At 61.0% G+C, this 16,865-nt stretch carries 12 protein-coding genes; 3 read left to right on the forward strand and 9 right to left on the reverse strand.

Going from position 1 to position 16,865, the window contains the following annotated elements:
* Positions 1-70 precede the first annotated feature (70 nt).
* Positions 71-1,681, forward strand: coding sequence for an FGGY-family carbohydrate kinase (locus tag V6S97_RS24635; protein ID WP_112354311.1), 1,611 nt, complete (start codon positions 71-73; stop codon positions 1,679-1,681).
* 57 nt (positions 1,682-1,738) lie between these two features.
* Positions 1,739-2,464, forward strand: coding sequence for an SDR family oxidoreductase (locus V6S97_RS24640; RefSeq protein WP_060724222.1), 726 nt, complete (start codon positions 1,739-1,741; stop codon positions 2,462-2,464).
* Positions 2,465-2,568: 104 nt separating this feature from the next.
* On the opposite strand, the gene proP is transcribed toward V6S97_RS24640, so the two are convergent.
* Together proP and V6S97_RS24650 are read right to left on the reverse strand one after the other, a co-directional pair.
* Positions 2,569-4,089: a glycine betaine/L-proline transporter ProP gene (proP, locus tag V6S97_RS24645; RefSeq protein ID WP_209692112.1), complete on the reverse strand. Its 1,521-nt coding sequence runs from the start codon at positions 4,087-4,089 to the stop codon at positions 2,569-2,571.
* A gap of 166 nt (positions 4,090-4,255) precedes the next feature.
* The gene (locus tag V6S97_RS24650; RefSeq protein WP_111829554.1) at positions 4,256-4,552 is read right to left on the reverse strand and encodes a PRC-barrel domain-containing protein; all 297 of its coding nucleotides are present in this window, start codon (positions 4,550-4,552) and stop codon (positions 4,256-4,258) included.
* A gap of 275 nt (positions 4,553-4,827) precedes the next feature.
* On the opposite strand from V6S97_RS24650, the gene V6S97_RS24655 reads away from it, so the two are divergent.
* On the forward strand, positions 4,828-5,964 hold the full coding sequence (locus tag V6S97_RS24655; RefSeq protein WP_107677014.1) for a polysaccharide biosynthesis/export family protein: 1,137 nt from the start codon (positions 4,828-4,830) through the stop codon (positions 5,962-5,964).
* Positions 5,965-5,974: 10 nt separating this feature from the next.
* On the opposite strand, the gene V6S97_RS24660 is transcribed toward V6S97_RS24655, so the two are convergent.
* The 7 genes from V6S97_RS24660 to tssG form a co-directional block, all read right to left on the reverse strand.
* Positions 5,975-6,871, reverse strand: a complete 897-nt coding sequence (locus V6S97_RS24660; RefSeq protein WP_209692113.1) for a protein kinase domain-containing protein — start codon at positions 6,869-6,871, stop codon at positions 5,975-5,977.
* Positions 6,858-8,258 (reverse strand): type VI secretion system-associated protein TagF, encoded by a 1,401-nt coding sequence (tagF, locus tag V6S97_RS24665; protein ID WP_020812995.1) that lies wholly within the window; start codon positions 8,256-8,258, stop codon positions 6,858-6,860. Before tagF ends, V6S97_RS24660 begins: the two co-directional genes overlap by 14 nt.
* A gap of 84 nt (positions 8,259-8,342) precedes the next feature.
* The gene (gene tssM / locus V6S97_RS24670) at positions 8,343-11,822 is read right to left on the reverse strand and encodes a type VI secretion system membrane subunit TssM (protein ID WP_209692115.1); all 3,480 of its coding nucleotides are present in this window, start codon (positions 11,820-11,822) and stop codon (positions 8,343-8,345) included.
* Entirely contained in the window at positions 11,819-13,321 is a 1,503-nt protein-coding gene (gene tssL, locus V6S97_RS24675) for a type VI secretion system protein TssL, long form (RefSeq protein ID WP_111792891.1), read from the reverse strand. The genes tssM and tssL overlap by 4 nt, the downstream gene beginning before the upstream one ends.
* Entirely contained in the window at positions 13,318-14,658 is a 1,341-nt protein-coding gene (gene tssK / locus V6S97_RS24680; protein ID WP_020811182.1) for a type VI secretion system baseplate subunit TssK, read from the reverse strand. The genes tssL and tssK overlap by 4 nt, the downstream gene beginning before the upstream one ends.
* Positions 14,648-15,853, reverse strand: a complete 1,206-nt coding sequence (locus tag V6S97_RS24685) for a type VI secretion system-associated FHA domain protein (RefSeq protein WP_162690426.1) — start codon at positions 15,851-15,853, stop codon at positions 14,648-14,650. The genes tssK and V6S97_RS24685 overlap by 11 nt, the downstream gene beginning before the upstream one ends.
* 4 nt (positions 15,854-15,857) lie before the next feature.
* The gene (gene tssG, locus V6S97_RS24690) at positions 15,858-16,862 is read right to left on the reverse strand and encodes a type VI secretion system baseplate subunit TssG (protein ID WP_111792892.1); all 1,005 of its coding nucleotides are present in this window, start codon (positions 16,860-16,862) and stop codon (positions 15,858-15,860) included.
* Between the last annotated feature and the right edge of the window lie 3 nt (positions 16,863-16,865).

Below are 16,865 nucleotides of genomic sequence, written 5' to 3' on the forward strand. Positions count from 1 at the left end.
AACCGGAAACGGCCCCCGCCGCTTAAAATCTGTTCAAGCACCGGATGATCCGCTCCGAGGAGTATCGTAAATGGCTTCCTATCTTGTTGGCGTCGATGTCGGGACCGGCTCGGCGCGGGCCGGTGTCTTTGATGTCGCGGGCAAGCTTCTCGCCACCGCCAAGCGCCCGATCACCATGCACCGCGAAGATGGGGGCATTGCCGAACAATCGAGTGGTGAGGTGTGGCAGGCCGTTTGTGATAGTGTGCGGGAAAGCGTGTCACGCGCCGGTATCGATCCGGCAGAGGTTGCCGGCATCGGTTTCGACGCGACCTGTTCGCTTGTCGTGCGTGGTGCTGATGACGAGACTTTGCCGGTCGGCGCTGCCGATCATCCCGAACGCGATATCATCGTCTGGATGGATCACCGCGCCGTGGAACAGGCGGAGCGCATCAACGCCGGCGAACACGCCGTCCTGAAATATGTCGGCGGCCGTATTTCCCCGGAAATGCAGACGCCGAAGCTGCTGTGGCTCAACGAAAACCGGCCGGATATCTATGCTCGTGCCGAGCACTTCTTCGACCTGACGGATTTTCTGACCTGGAAGGCTTCCGGCGCGCTCGATCGCTCCGCCTGCACGGTCACCTGCAAATGGACCTATCTCGCCCATGAGAACCGTTGGGATGCGGACTATTTCACCCGCATCGGGCTTGGTGATCTTGCGGAGCAGGGCTTCCGCCGCATCGGTGAAAGCGTCGTTCACCCCGGCACGGCGCTGGGCAAGGGTCTCACCGAAGACGCTGCAAAAGCTATGGGGCTGGTTGCAGGCATCGCCGTTGCCGCAGGCCTGATTGACGCCCATGCCGGCGGCGTTGGCACGGTGGCAGCGGGTGGCGACGCCTCGCGATGCCTCGGTTATGTCTTCGGCACTTCCTCCTGCACCATGACCACCACAGCCGAACCCGCCTTTGTGCCTGGCGTCTGGGGTCCCTATTATTCCGCCATGGTTCCCGGCGCATGGCTCAATGAAGGCGGCCAGTCCGCCGCCGGCGCGGCCATCGATTATCTGGTGCAATTGCATCCGGCCTCTGCCGAGGCGAAGGCGCTTGCCGAGAAGGATGGCAAAGCCTTGCCGGTATGGCTTGCCGACCGTGCTCTCAGCCTTGCCGCTTCGGTTTCCGCCGCAGCTGAGATCGCCGAGGATTTTCATGTGGTGCCGGAATTTCTCGGTAACCGCGCGCCCTTCGCCGATCCCCATGCCCGCGCGGTCATTGCCGGTTACGGCATGGAGACGGGCGTGGATTCTCTCGTCGCGCTTTATGTGGCGGGGCTTCTCGGCCTCGGTTATGGGCTTCGCCAGATTATCGAGACGCAGGCCCGCAACGGCGCGCCTGTGGAAACGATCAGCGTCAGCGGTGGGGCGGGTGCTCATCCGCTTGCCCGGCAATTGCTGGCGGATGCGACCGGCCTTCCGGTTGAACTGACCGAATGCGAGGAGCCGGTGCTGCTCGGTTCGGCCATGCTGGGTGCCGTCGCCGCCGGAACCTATCCCGACCTCATCGCCGCCATGCCGGCGATGTCGCGTATCGCTAGCAGCGCAACGCCAGATCCTGATTTTCAAAAGGTTCATCAGGGGCGTTACGACGCGTTTCTGGCGCTGCAGAATGCGGCACGCGCCATTCGTTCCGCCAGCCATTCCTGAAACGGGTCACAAGCTTAGATCATCCGGCCGTATTGGCCGCAAAATAACGAGGATTCCATGCAGTTTTCCGGAAAATCCGTCATCATCACCGGCGCAGGAAAAGGTATCGGCCGCGCCTGTGCACAGCTGATGGCCGCGCGCGGTGCGGAAGTGGTGGCGATCAGCCGCACGCAGTCCGATCTCGACAGCCTGAAAAGCGAAATCGGCGGCCGTTCGATCCGTGTCGATCTTGCCGATGTCGCCGCCACCCGTGCCGCGATGGCGGAGGCTGGCCCCTGCGATTTCCTGATCAACAGCGCCGGCATCAACGTGCTGGAAAGCGTGCTCGACATGAGCGATGCGGGTTATGAAGCCGTGCTGGGCATCAACCTGCGTGCGGCCCTTATCACCTGCCAGGAATTTGCCCGCGCCCGCATCGCAAATGGCGGCGGTGGCGCCATCGTCAACATCACGTCTATCGCCGGCCATCGCGGTTTTCAGGATCACCTGTGTTATGCAGCGTCCAAGGCAGGGCTTGAAGGCGCAACACGCGTTCTCGCCAAGGAACTCGGCCCCCACGGTATCCGCGTCAACGCGGTTGCGCCGACCATCACGCTGACCGAACTCGCTGCCGAAGCCTGGAACGATCCCGCAAAGAGCCAGCCGATGATGGTTCGTCATCCGCTCAACCGTTTTGCCGAAGCGGAAGAGGTGGCGCAGAGCATCGCGCTGCTGCTCTCGGACGACAGCAAGATGATTTCCGGCGCCGTCTTGCCCGTCGATGGCGGTTTCCTCGCCGTTTGAGACAGGCAACGGCGGATATCAAGGCGCATTGCTGAAAACCATCAAACCTGATGCGCGGGGTGCAAGATGCGCCGCCGCGCATTTTATTTTTTGACGCGCAGTTGTCAGTTCAGGTCCGGATGGCGGCCAACGAGTTCCTCGCGTTTCGCCTGGAGGGTTTTCTTCTGCTCCTCCAGCTTGACGAGTTCCTCGTCGATCTCCTCGACACTTTTTTCGATGTGGAGATATTGCTCGGCAAGAAGCGATTTTGCTTCCTTCCGGCTGGAGGCATTCGGCGTATCGCCATAGAGCGGCCGGTTGGCCGTTTCCTTCAGGAAGAAGGTCGTGACGATGCCGAAGACGGCTGCGACCATGAGATAATAGGCCGGCATGTAGATGTTTTCGGTCACTTCCACCAGCCAGGCGGTTACCGTTGGTGTCAGCCCCGCGACGATGATCGAGATATTAAAGGCGATTGCCAAAGCGCTGTAGCGGATGCGGGCCGGGAAGAGGGCGGGTAAGGTGGAGGCCATGATGCCGATCAGGCAATTGAGTGCGACTGCGAGAATGAGCAGCCCGAAGAAGATCTGCACCACCTGACCGCTGGCAATGAAATGAAAGGCCGGCAGCGAGAAAAAAAGGATCGCCGTGCTGCCGACGGCGAGAAACGGCCTGCGGCCGATCCGGTCGCTCAGCAAGCCGATCGCCGGCTGGACGAACAGCATGCCGACCATGACAGCGATGATGATGAGAACGCCGTGATCCTCACTGTAATTCAGCGTTTTCGACAGATAGGTCGGCATGTAGGTCAGCAGCATGTAATAGGTCACGTTGGTGACGAGAACCATGCCGATGCAGATTGCCAGGGATCGGGTATGCTCTCTGGCGATTTCCGCGATCGGCACCATCGGCCGCTCCTTGAGCGACTGGCGGTCCTCTTCTTCAGCGCGCTGCAGCCTTTCGGTGAAAGCCGGGGTTTCTTCCGCGGCGTGGCGGAGATAAAGGCCGATGAGCCCGAGCGGTGCGGCAAGGAAGAAGGGTATGCGCCAGCCCCAATCTAGGAACTTTGCTTCCCCCATGGCGCTACTGAGCAGCACGACGAAGCCCGCGCCAAGCACGAAGCCGGCATTTGAGCCGAAATCGAGCCAGCTGCCGAGGAAGCCGCGTTTGCGGTCCGGCGCATATTCCGCCACGAAGATCGCCGCGCCGGTATATTCGCCGCCGACGGAAAAGCCCTGGGCGAGTTTGCAGAGCAACAGCAGGACGGGCGCCCAGATGCCTATCGTCGCATATCCCGGAATGAGGCCGATGCAGAAGGTGCTGGCCGCCATGATGATGATGGTGAACGAAAGGACTTTCTGGCGTCCGAACTTGTCACCCATCGCGCCGAAAAAAATGCCACCGAGAGGACGAATGAGAAACGGCACCGAAAATGTCGCCAGTGCCGCCACGGTCTGAACGGCGGGAGCCGCCTCGGGAAAGAAGACCTTGCCGACGGCATAAGCGACAAAACCGTAAACGCCAAAATCGAACCACTCCATGGCGTTGCCAAGGGCTGCGGCCGTTACGGCCTTCTTGACTTTTTCGTCATCGATGACGGTCACGTCGTCAATGCTCAGCGGGCTGGCCTGAATCTGATTGTGCAATTGTCGTCCCCTTGAATGCCTTGCGCCCAATTATTGCGCGCCATGAAAATGCCTGACATGCGCAAGTGTTCCATTTGCCGGCGGAGGGGGAGCGGTGCAGGGAGCGGCCCATATAAACGAACGCCCGGCACATGGCCGGGCGCTTCTGAAGTCTGGTGGGACAGGCTTAGTGACGATGTTCGGGCATGTCCTTCAGCTGGTCCTTTGTCCACGAGGTAACGGCATGGACGTCGCCATCTTCATCGCGCATGAAATCAAGGTCGCTGATCGGCACTGCAACGGGCTTTGCGCCAATGCCGAGAAAACCGCCGACATCAATGATGGCTGTCGTGTTGGCGCCGACACCGTGGACATGGTCAACTTTACCGACCTTGTGATCATCCGCGCCATAAACGGTGGCGCCTTCCAGAACGGACGGCGTGAGTTCGGTTTCAGCCAGACGGACGTGAATGCTGTGGTCCATTGTTCTTCCTCCTGTCTTGGGTTTGCACAAAACAAACTCCCGCACCGCAAAACCGTTCCATCCAAAATGCCCAGTGCCAGCGGACGCGAACCGCTGCTGATTTCTCATCGGTACATTGTTGGGGTTTGCGTTGGGGTGCTTCCGAAAAGGTTGCGGAATGGTCACACCTTTTCTTTGGAAGACAAGTTTTCGCTAAATTGCAACCGCTAAAGTTGTTGCGATGACGTGTCGGGATGTTATCTCTGCGTCAGGTTGAATCATCGAGGGGATGAGGGATGAAAAAGTTGGGGGCGGTTTTGCTGGTGGCGCTTTTGAGCGCATGTGCAAAGCCATCTGACGGACCGACCGCAGGCAATATCCGATCTGCGACTTTCCCGCGAACCAACGAAAAAATCCCCGTCATCGAACTGGCGAATGCACCGGCGGCCACGGTTTCCGCCGGAAGCCTGCAGGGCGCCTCCGGGCCTGGCCTTACCGCGCTTCGCAACACCGGTTACAATGCCCAGAGATTGCGGCGCGGCGACGTGATCGACATCACCGTGCTGGATACGGGAGAAGACGGACTTTTCTCCCCGACGCAAAGCAAGACGCTCAATCTCGGTCGCTTTACCGTGGATCAGGGCGGATCGGTGAATATTCCCTTCGTCGGCAAACAGCGGGTGGTGGATTCGACGCCTGAGGGGCTGCAATCGCAGGTCGTCGCCGGGCTCAAGGGATCGGCCGTGAACCCGCAGGCCGTCGTTACCGTCGTAGATAAGCCGACGAGCGCCGTCATGCTCGGCGGTGCGGTGAAGAACCCCGGAAAAATAACGCTCACCGCCCGTCAGGAGCGGGTGCTTGATGCGCTCAATCAGGCCGGCGGCCCGACTGTCGCGCCGGGCGCGGCTACGGTCACCGTGGTTCGCGGCTCGCACAGGGCCAGTGCGCCGCTTGATCGCGTCATGCGGGAAGACCGCCAGAATATCCGACTTTCGCCGGATGATCAGATCATGATCGATGGCGATGCGGCGAGTTACACGGCGCTCGGCGCCTTCAAGAGCGCTGGCGAATTCCAGTTCGAAGCCGGGAAACTCACCCTGGCGCAGGCTGTCGGCCGCGCTGGCGGGTTGCTGGATGACCGTGCGGACGCACGCAATGTCTATGTCTTCCGCAATGAGATTATTCAGGTTCCCGCCGCAACGGCATCGGGCGCGAAAGGCCCGGTCGCGACAGCCACGACCATGCGGCCGGTAATCTATCACGTCAATATGCGCGACGCTTCCAGCATTGCCCTCATGCAGCTTTTCCAGATGCAGAAGGGTGATGTGCTTTATGCCAGCAACGCGCCGCTGGTGGATTCAGCCAAGCTCCTGACCGTGTTCCAGAAGAGCGTGCCGACGGCGGCGGCACCGCTTCCCGGCAGCGGCAACTGACGATCGGGCGCTACAGAAGCTGTAGCGCTTCCATCGCCGATTGCGGACGCAAAGCGGGATTGTCATAGCAACAGGCGTCCGCAAAATCCGCCAAGCTTTGCGTTGTTCGCGCCCCATCTGACCCAGCAAGCCGCCGGGCAAGCCGTCCCACTGAAAATATATCCTGATCCGGCTTTGCCGCTGCGTCCCGCATCCGTTCCGGTGACGCAAATTCGCGTGAGGCGGCGAAACTCATGCCCCGTTCCGCATGTTTTTGGCCGATTTTAAGCGCAATGCCGAAATCGCCAAGCCTGCCTGTTTCGAAATCGCCGTCCTCCAGCAAGATATTGGCTGGCGTGACATCGCAGTGGACATAACCCCGTGCATGCATGGCGCTTAGCCCTTCCAGCAGGCGGCGAAGGATTGTGATCGCCTGCGGCGCGGTAGTAGGCCGCTGCGACGCCAGTGACTGCGGGAGCCATGGTTGCAACAGACCCGGCCGGCCATCGGGCAATCTCAGCAGCGCCGATGTTTCCACCAGGCACGGATGACGCAGTGTCAGTCCGACCTGTGCCTCCTCCCGCAATCTTTGCAGCAGCGCCGCGTCGTTTCTCAACGTCGGTGGCACGGTCTTCAGCGCATGAAGGGAGCCGAGATCGCGGTGCCGCACTTGCAGCAGCAGCGTGTTTTCGCTTTCGTAGGCAATCCGTTCAAGGGAAAAACTGTCGGCAATCCAGTCGGGTTTTGCCTCGGAAAAATGCGAGACTTTCCGATCCAGCGCGTTCCTGATCTGGTCGATCAGATCCTTCCGGTCTTCGGCCGACCTCTCCTCAGTGCCATCGTGGCGGATGCTTTCCCACAGATCGGAAAAGCGCTCGGCGACCTGCGGATAGGCAGGCCCATCGCCCGGTTGTTTACCCTTGCTCAAGCCGGTTTCCAATCACGATGGCGCTGACATTCTCGCGTGCGTCTTCGATCAGCGCTTCCTGGATCAGGGCGCTGGCGCAGTCCTTGATCGGGGTGTTGCCGACAATCTCGGCAATGGCGCGCTCCTTCAGGATTTGCACCAGCGGATAGCTGCACAGGAGCAGCCTGTCCTGCGAACTCCACTCTTCCCCGACGATATCCGGCCGGAATTGCTGGGAAAGGCCGACACATTGCGCGAGCTGCTTTTTCATGCCGACAACGACGTGATCGCGCGAAAGCTGGTGCATGGTTCCGTTTTTCAGGAGATAGGCACGCGCGTCGCCAGACCACAACACGCTCAGCCTGCGGCCGAAAATGGAGGCTATGATAACGCTCGCCATCGGCCTGCCGTCGGCGCCCATGGCCTGTCGGGACAGAAGCAGGCTGTTGACCGTGCCGAGCTTCCCCCTGATCTGCTGCGCCATCACTTCGGGATTTTCGGCGTCCGGCGTCTCGGCAAGAATATTCGTGACCAGACGCGCCGCTTCCACGGCGCTGTGCGTGTCCCCCTGTCCATCCGCTATGGCGAAGAGGGCAGGCGTCTGGGAAACGAAGAGCGAATCCGCATTCAGGGAGAGCCGTGTTCCCGGGTGCGTGGCATAGCTGTAGATAACCGGCGTGGGCTGTTCGGTCGAGGGCGCGGGCGAAATAGTGGGTGGGGTTTTCTGTCTCGCACTCTCCGGCGCCTGCGCAGGTGCTGAACCTTCCTCATCGCCCTTGCCTGCCATGTCGCTGAAGAGGCGCAGGAAATCGGAAGCTTTGGGTTTGCCGTCAAATTTGAGGCCGCGTGCACGGCGGTTGACGGGATCGATGCGCCACCAGAGGCTCGTCGGTACACGGTTACGCACCATTTCCGGTGCATCATCCTCTTCCCGTGGCTTCGGCGGGCGCAGTTTTTTGACGGAGGCGTTGAACCGGGACATGTCGAAATCACCCGTCATGGATGTTTCGGCCAGCGCCTCGGCGGCCATGAACCAGGTGTCGTCGAGATAGAGCGTTCTCGGATGTTTCCGGAAGTTATTGAGCTGGGCAACGATGGCAAGCGGATATTTTCGCCCCACCCGGTCTGCACTGGGCACCAGCACGCCGGCATAGGCGGAGTTTCCCCATATGCCGCTTTCGATGATGAAACGTATGGGAGGCGATGACGCGAATATTTCGGACCATCGGCCCGCGAACGTGTCCGCGCAGGCGTGCAGGCCGGATCGCATCCAGTCGTCAAACGTCCCGATCAATTCCCGTTCAAGCCCGTCGGAGATGAAGTCGCCATGGCTGGGTACCTTGCCGAAGAAACCGATGCGGTCGCTTTCCGCTGCGGTTTCCGCGGGCCTCGATGCCTGATTGGCCATTAGTTGTTATTGACCGTGGTGCTTTTCGTCGTTGCTTTCATCATAGATCCCCTCCGGTAAAAAAAACGCTGCGCCGCCCCGCCGCTAAAACTGTGCGGGGCAGGCAAAGCCGGCGATGGCGTCCAGCCTGAATGGGTTGAGAACCGAACCGAACTGAATATCGAATTCGGCAGCCTGAGCGCCATTCGCAAATCGCACCCGCAGCAGATCACCCGAGTGGTTTTCGATGTCGGCGCCGTCAAACAGCCGGAATGGCGACCAGTCGCCGTTTTCGGTTTTCGCCTGCTGCCAGCCGCCCGGCTGGAAGGCGATGCGCGACAGGCTGGCCGTGTTTTCGCGCGACGGCCAGGTGATCGATTTCGCCTGAATGGGGCCGTGATAATAAACGACCCGCTCACCCTCGATTTCCAGCATGACGGCACTGGAGGCATCGGTGAGCGAAACGGGTTTGACATTGATCGACACCGCCGGCGTCTCGCTGCCATTCGGGAAGAAGGCGCGCGAAATCTTGTCGGCATTTTCGAACTGGGCAATGGCGCTGCTGGGAATGCCTGCGGCGCCGAAGGTGCCTTTCCAGCTCCAGGGGTTGGTTGTCCTGTCGACAAACGGCTCCAGTCGCTGTTTGAAGAAGCTCTGGAAAACACCCGTTGGCCCGAAGAGACGGGTGAAATCCGCGATGGCGACATCGCGGGAGGATGACCTGTCAAAAGGATAACGGCCCGTCACGATGGAAGAGCACAGGGATGCCGCATCGGCTGCCCAGAGTTCGGCAATGCGGCTGCGTGCGGATTTGACCGCAAGCGAACCGACATCCGCCGCCACGCCCGCCACCCACACATCCAGCGGCGCCGGCAAATCGCGGGCCTGCTGCAACAGATCCTGATTTGCTTTGGTAAGCTGGCTATCCACGTCGAACACTTTGGCGACTTCGTCGGAGGTGGTTGCCGAGCGGGCAAGCTGCTCGTTCAGCATCTTGAAATGCGCGAGCAACTGTTCCGATGGCGAACCCCCGGCCTTGCCGCCATTGGCCTGCTCGCCTGCTGCGGCCGCGCCTTTCGCCGCCAGCATGTCCCGCAGTCTCGCATAGGGATCGGCCGCGTTCACCGTGGCGGCCAGAACGGCTGCGGTTGTGTCGCCTTCCGCGGTGGAGGCGAGGGTGGCCGGGTTTGCTCCGGGACGTAGATCGGTCGCATCCGCGATCGATCTGGCAGCTTCCACCACGATATTGCGCTCATTGGCAAGTGCGCGGCTCGTTTCCACCGCGTCGCCAAGGGTCTGGGATGGCTTGACCCGAAGGTCGGCCAGCGTATCGGCCCATTTTTTCTCGAAACGGTCGAAATAGATTTGCAGTGCAGCCTGCGCCACCTGCTCGACCGTTGCGCCACGGAGTGCATCATCGGAACCGCGCACCCACCCTTCGGAAAGTGCGATGCGCGCCGCATGGGCCACCTGTGGAATGACGACGCTGCGATATCCTTCCGCCGTGAAAAGACCTTCGATGCCTTCCGCCATCGGCACCTTGCTGCGGCGCTCGAAGGCACGCTCGCCAAGCGGGCCGAAAGCCGTGGCGGGTGTCCATTCCATCAGTTCCCGCGCCTGCGGAAGACCGGCGAGAATATCATAGGCACGCGTGCCGACAGCCTGGTCGCGGATGGTTTCGCGGGCGGTGGCGATGAGCCGCGCATCGAGCTCGATCGGGGCGAGTACGCCATTCGCCAGCGCTTTCGCGTGCTGGTCGAGCGCTTCTCTCGCCGCCGCTCGTCCGTCGCCGGGGTAGAGGGATGCGAACATCTGATGCGTCTGCACGGTCAGGAAATCGGGGTCCAGCGCACCCATGCCGCCGAGCATTCCATAGAGCTTCAGCGAATTGAAGGTGCGCGTGACATCCTTTTCGTCCTTCAGCTGCTTCTGCAGCTGCACGATCATGCGTGGCAGGAGCAGGGCGTTGAGCGCGCGCTGATAGGCGTCGCGCTGCCGTCCGGCGATCTTGTCTTCCTGATCGAGGCCGAAGCTGACGTTCCACACTCTCTCGCGGGCAAAGCCGGAATTGACATCGCGCAGATTGTCGAGCGCCGGAAGGATGCGGAGAAAATCGGCGTCGGAAACATCGCGCACGGGAATGCCCTGAACGAGCTGTTCATAAGCGCCAAGTTTGCGATCGGCTTCCGCCAGCGCCTGCGTATTGGCGAAATAGGTGAAAATCCAGCCGGTGAAGACAATGGCGACTGCAATGGCGGATACGCCATAGGCGATGCGCCGCACCAGCAATTGCCGTCCGGAAAGGCGCTTGTCGCGCATCACCAGTGCGGCTTCTGGGAAGATGACGTCCTTGAACAGCCGCGACAGGAAATAGCTTCGGCGGGCTCTGGACGCTGCGGGCGATCTTTCCGTTTCCGGCTGCGTTCCCGAAGCGAGATAAACGCCACGCAAAAGTGGGGCTTCGATGAGGGGAGAACTTGCGCAAAGTTCGCTCAGCGCCTCATGGAGCCGGTCTTTCAGCCGCGCGAGTTCGGCGGGAAAGCGGAAGATGCGCCCGCGCGTTTCGGCATTCTGCTCCTGCTGCAGGCGCTCGATCAGCATCGCATCGACGCGCTGTTGCAGCAGTTCGAATTCTTCCGTCAGGCGTTGCGGCAGGTTCTCGGCGGAGTAGCTCTCATCCAGCTTGAAGGTGGTGCCCCATACCTGCTGGCGATCGGTCTTGTTGAAACCGTCGAAGAATTCCACGAAACCATGCAGCAGATCGGCCTTGGTAAGGACGATGTAGACCGGAACGCGGGCGTGAAGATATTCATCCAGTTCCGAAAGCCGCCGGCGAATGGAGCGCAGTTCCTGCCTTTGCTCCTCGGGGTCGCGGGTCAGAAGATCGGGGATCGACAATGTCACCAGCGCGCCATTGATCGGCTGCGAGCGGCGATAACGTCTCAGAAGGCCGAGGAATCCTTCCCAGCCAGCCTTCGATGAGCCATCAAGGTCGTCCTGCGTGGTGTAACGGCCGGCGGTGTCGATCAATATCGCCTCGTCGGCGAACCACCAGTTGCAGTTACGCGTGCCGCCGATGCCCTTTACCGCGTTTTCGCCAAGCGCATCGCCAAGCGGAAATTGCAGGCCGGAATTGGTGAGCGCTGTCGTCTTGCCGGAGCCCGGTGCGCCGAAGATCACGTACCAGGGCAGGTCGTAAATATAACCGAAGCGCTTTTTCGTGACCCGCCGCAGCAGCGCCAGCGCTTCCTTGAGGCGCGTCTGGATTTCGCCGACTTCGGCCTGGCGGTTGGCCAGGGCTTCGCGCTCGATACTGTCGACAAGTTCCTTGTCCTGCTTGCGACCGCGGTAAATCGTGACGACGATATAGACCAGCCATATGGCCAGAATGATGCCGATGGCGATGAGCCGGGCCTGCGTCGTTCCCAATGGCTTGAAATCGCCCAGCGCGACCAGATAGCCGTAAAACCAGATGACGATACAGAGCGCGACCGCCCATAACAGCGACAGGAAACGGCGGCCGATGAGAGCCGCATAGCTCTCGACATAGGATCGGATCGTATAAAAATAGCTCAATGGATTCATGGCTGGGCCTCTTGCGGCTGCTGTCCCGAACTGTTCTGGATGGTCGGCGAGAGAATGCCGGCGTCGCTCAGTTTTTCATCGGGATTGGTCAGGACCATGATTTCCGTTCTGCGGTTGATCTGGCGGCCTTCCTCCGTCTTGTTGTCGGCGATCGGGTCGCTGTCGGCCCGGCCTTCGGTCAGGATCGCTTCCGGGCCGGTGAATTGGGAAAGAATGTCCCCGACCGCCTTGGCGCGCGCTTCGGAAAGGTGCCAGTTCGATGGAAACTCCACCGTCTTGATCGGCACGGTGTCGGTATAACCGATGACAACGGCGCGGAATTTCTCAGCCGCAAGCGCGCCGCCGATGCGCTGGATGAGGTCGCGGAACTGCGGGCTGACATCGGCGCTGCCGGTGGAGAACAGGCCCGAATTGTTGATGCGGACGCGCAGCCGACCGTTCACATCCGCAAGCGTGACAAGCTTCTTTTCGACTTCCGGCTGAAGGAAGGCCATCAGCTTTTCAAGCCGGGATGGTTGCCGCGGCTCCGTCTTCGGCGGTTCCACGACCTTGGGCGTTTCGACCTGCGCCGGCGGTTGTGGCGGCGGGCTTGCGATCAGCACGCTCGGTGTTTCGTTCGGCGGCAGATGGGCGAGCCTCTCGAAGGTGACATCGGAGGCGTTGTTGAGCGACAGCGTGAAGAAGAGATAACCAAGCGCAAAGGCAAGCGCCATCAGGGACAGCAAGGTCCACAACGCTGCCATCGTGCGCAATGGCGTATGCCGTGCATCGACGCCTTTCCAGTGTGGCGAAAGCTCCCGCTCGAAAGTGCCGTATTGGCCGATCAGCGTCTTGTAGAGGCTGTCGCGGATGCGCGAGAGCTCCAGCGTACCCTTTGGCGAAACGCGGGTGCGTCCTTCGAAAGCCAGCGACAGGCACAGATAGATCAGCAGCAGCAGATCCTTGTTGGCGCCGGGCGACTGGTGGAAATGGTCGAGAATGTCGAAAACCCGGTCGCCGCCGGTGACATCATTGTGGAAGGTGGAGACGAGGCCGGAGCGCGCCCAGCCTGCCCGCACGCCCCAGGGCTTGCTCAGAACGACATCATCCACCGTGGCGCAGACGACATAATGCGCCGCCCTTGCCCGCTCGGGGCTGATGCGGGCGGAAGCGAGGTCGCGCTCGTAGCGGGTGATCGCTTCAACGCAGGCGCGGCGAAGCTGGTCGGAATCCGGCTCGGCATCGCTGAAGCGCAGGAGATGCGCGAGGTTGAGAAGGGGGGCGGCCGATTGCACGAGCGTCGGCACATCGCCGCCGCCGAAATGAAAACCGGAGAGCAGCTGATCGACCGGCATGGCGGCAGCGCTTCCCTTGGGTCGCCCGGCCGGCTCGTCGGCCTCGACAATGTCTTCCAGGATCGCCGCCATGTTGCGAGCGTTCTGGTTGCGTCGGCGGCTTTCTTCGGTGATTTCGACCACCGTCGGCAAATCCTGCCAGGAGGAGGGCTTTTCCTTGCTCATTCGCGTAACGCCCACATTTCCATCTCAAGCCCGGGAAACTCGCCTGCCAGATGCAGGGCGATAGCGCCTGATGTATCAAGCTGCTTCCAGAGTGGTGATTGCGTGTCGATCTCGAAATAGACAGTGCCGGATCGATAGGGCAATTGCCGCGGCAGAACCGGCAGGGAGCGCACGGGAATGCCCGGCAGCGCCACGTTGACCAGTTCGGAAATCCGCTCCACCGGCCCAACCTTGATCTGAGCCGGCAGACGGCGGCGAATGTCCTCGGCGGCTATGTCCGCGCGCACGGCAAGCACGAAACCGGCATCGCGCAGAAGCGTGCGGTCGTGGATGGTGCCGACGCGGACGCCGTGGCGGCGTTCCACCAGTTCGATTGCCACAGCCGCCTGTTCCAGAACCGCTGACAACGATGTGCGCAGATCATCAAAAACCGCACCGAAGGTGGCCTTCAAATCTTCGTGCCGATAGGGCGGGAAATCCGTCGCCCGTTTTTTGTCCGTGGTGAAGGTGGCGAGTTCGCCGGCAAGCTGGATGCAGTCTTCGTAAAAGCGGATGGGGTGAAAACGCGTGGCGTTGGCGCAGCGGTGCGCCAGCAGCGGATCGGCGCGGTTGAGGATCTGCAGCAGGAAATAATCGCCCACTTCCGCGGTTCCCCGGATCGTCGGGTCGCCGATGCGTTCGGCAATCGCCTGCGCACGGTGGCGCACGATCCCGAGAAGTTCCGTCAGCAATTCGTTGAGGCGGGGTGCCGCCGCGCAGCTGAGGCTCGGAGGAATGAAATCCGGGTCCAGAATGACCGCGCGGTCGGAGCGGACCTCGATGACCCGTGCCAGCCCGATGAGATCATAACCGGAAAGATCGTCGCCGGTCTTGAGGAATTTCAGGCTAAGACGGCCGACATCGATGGGGGCCACGAAATCCGTCTCGATATTGGTGTCGGAGACCTCATAGCTGGAAGCGGTGAAGCGCACATTATTCGCATCTTTGCGGCCGCTGGCGGACATGTCCGCCTTGCCCGGCTGCCGGGCCGGCAGGGCGAGATAGATGAAGGCGTTCTTCACGCTTTCGTCGAGATCGAGTGGCGGCGGCAAGTCGGAATCTTCAGGCGCTTCGAAGGGCGTTCCATCGGGAAGGACGCCACGCAGGTTCGACAGGGCGAATTGCCCTATCGACAATGCGCTGCGGTCCACGCCGATTTCGGCGATGCCCCAGGGGTAAGGCGAGAGGTTGCGCGTGGTGTTGCGCACAAGGCGTTCGGTCCAGCGGTCGGATTGCTGAAAATGCTGGACGCGAAGAAACATGCCCTCGCTCCAGGCAACACGGTTCTCATGTCTCATTGTGGTTGTTTACCCCCTTTGCATCGGCCGCAATCGCGTCAGGTTCCGGTGTAGGCGCGGTCTCACCGCGCGCTGCCCGCTGCAGGAACTGTCTGATCGGTAATGGACGGCCGTTTTCCTCAAATTGCTTTTTGTACGTGGACCAGTAATCGGTCTTCATGATCAGGCCCTGCCAGTCCCTGCGGCCGATTTTCGCCCGGAGATCGTTGCCGGCATCGACGGAGGTTTCGAAAAGCCTTGGCTCGAGCTTTTGCGTGCAGTTATGGATCAAGGTTTCAAGAGAGGCGGCGAGACGCCGCTGCTGGCGGATGAGCATTTCCACCCGCTCGGTCAGGGAGGCTGACGAACCGTGGCCGGCGCGCTCGCTTTCAATGTCGAGAATGGCCAGACAATCGGCGCTTTCCCGCTCCAGCGCGGTCAGAAGATCGCCGATCTCCTGGGCGGTCGAAACATCAGCAGTTGATGCTTTCTCCAGGGTCAGCTCTTCGCTTGCCTCCGGAAAAACACTGTCAAAATCTTCGCTACTTACGGCCGAAACCGGGCGTGAGATCATGACCGGCGTGTTCAGTGCGTCGGTATGTTCGTGCTCGCTGCTCGCAACCGGCTCCTCGTCCCAGTTGTCAGGCAGAACGGTGCCGATTCCGCGCGCCGAGGGCGGCTCGCTCCAGCCTATCTCGACATTTCGCGAAATGGATTTTGCCTTCCGGTTCGCGCCCTCGCGCCATGTTTCGGACCAGTCATCGGGCGAAGCGGTGTTGCCCATCACACCGCCGGCCGAACGGCCGTTCGGGGCGATGTCGGCAAGGATCGCCGAAATGGTCAGCGGCTCGTCACTCATACGCAGGGATGCGTCGGGATCGGAAAAATCCAGCTCGGCATCACCGCTGATGGCAACCTGAAAAATCTGCCCGCCAATATTGATTTGCGAACCGTCCCGGAGACGCGCGCTTTCACCTTCGAGCAGCAGGCGGCCATCGACCAGCGTGCCGTTCGCGCTCTGGTCAAGGATCGTAAAACCTTCACCATCGCGGCTGAGCGTGCAGTGCTGCTTGGAAACGCGCCGCTCATTGTCGTCGATCTGCCAGTCGCAATCGCCAGATCGGCCGATGACGCGGCGGCCGCGCTCAAAGCTCCATGGATTGGCTCTTGCGGCTCCGATATTTTGTGTGCCCCTGAGTGCAAGCTTCATATCCATGCCCTCACGCGGAAATCGCCGAGCCTTCCGGCTCGGTCACCACAGCATCGGCGCTGTCTTTTTGGGCGGGCGCCACACGAGCCCAGCTGTTCCAGCCGAGACGGGCGGGAGCATCGGACTGGCCGAGGCGGCAAAAGGGAATGTCCTCCTTTTTCAGGATCACCTGCACATCGAAATGCAATGCGCTTCCAACGAACAGGCGCGTCAGCGAAAATATCTCCGCAAGCCGCTTCGATCCGGGCGTCAGGGCCAGATAATCCGCATAGGCGACAGGACCGATCACGACCCGGAAACCGCCGCTCATATCTTCGACAGCGCTTCCCGCCGTCGCGTTCTGTCCGAGCCTCAGTCCGGATGCCTGCCCGAGCTGGCTTTGTTCATGAAGCGGCAAAGCCACCCACCGCCGGCGAAACTGTTCGACATTGACCGGAAGTCCCGTGAATTCGCAAAGCATTGATGTCAGGGCGGAAACGTTGCGATTGCGGCCGGCCAAAAGGCCGCTGAAACGCAGGAGCGCATCTTCGCTCACGCCTGCCTTCTCGACCAGACCTGCAGTGCGAAAACCGGTGAGCGCGAGCAGGGTTTTATGGAAACCATTCTCCCGCTGCTCGACCGACCAGCGCAGGCCCCTTGCGAGGCGGTATTTTTCCGTCGCGGATACGAATAATTCGCTGAACCTTGCCGCGAACAGATTGAAGAAGCTTGCCAGCGCGCCGGAGCGATTGCGTTCCTCCCGCTGCAGCAATTCGCCATAGGCCGGCGGCAGCGAACCGAGCGGCCCGACGATGGGCGCGAAAGCGGATTTCAGTTCGGCCTGGCCGCGTTTGTGGTTGAAACCGCTGATCGCCAGCGGGGTCGGTTGTGTTCCGCCATGGGCACCGATGACGATCCCGTCATCCGCGGAAACGAGTTGGGCGACGCGAAACGCAGTGGCGGGCTCAAAACGGCCGGGATCGTCGCTGAGAAGCGCCGCCTGCCGGTCTTTCATGGTTGGCGTTTGCTGTTCCATCCC

The organism is Agrobacterium sp. CCNWLW155, assembly GCF_036888815.1.
In the GTDB taxonomy this organism is placed as follows: Bacteria; Pseudomonadota; Alphaproteobacteria; order Rhizobiales; family Rhizobiaceae; genus Agrobacterium; species Agrobacterium radiobacter.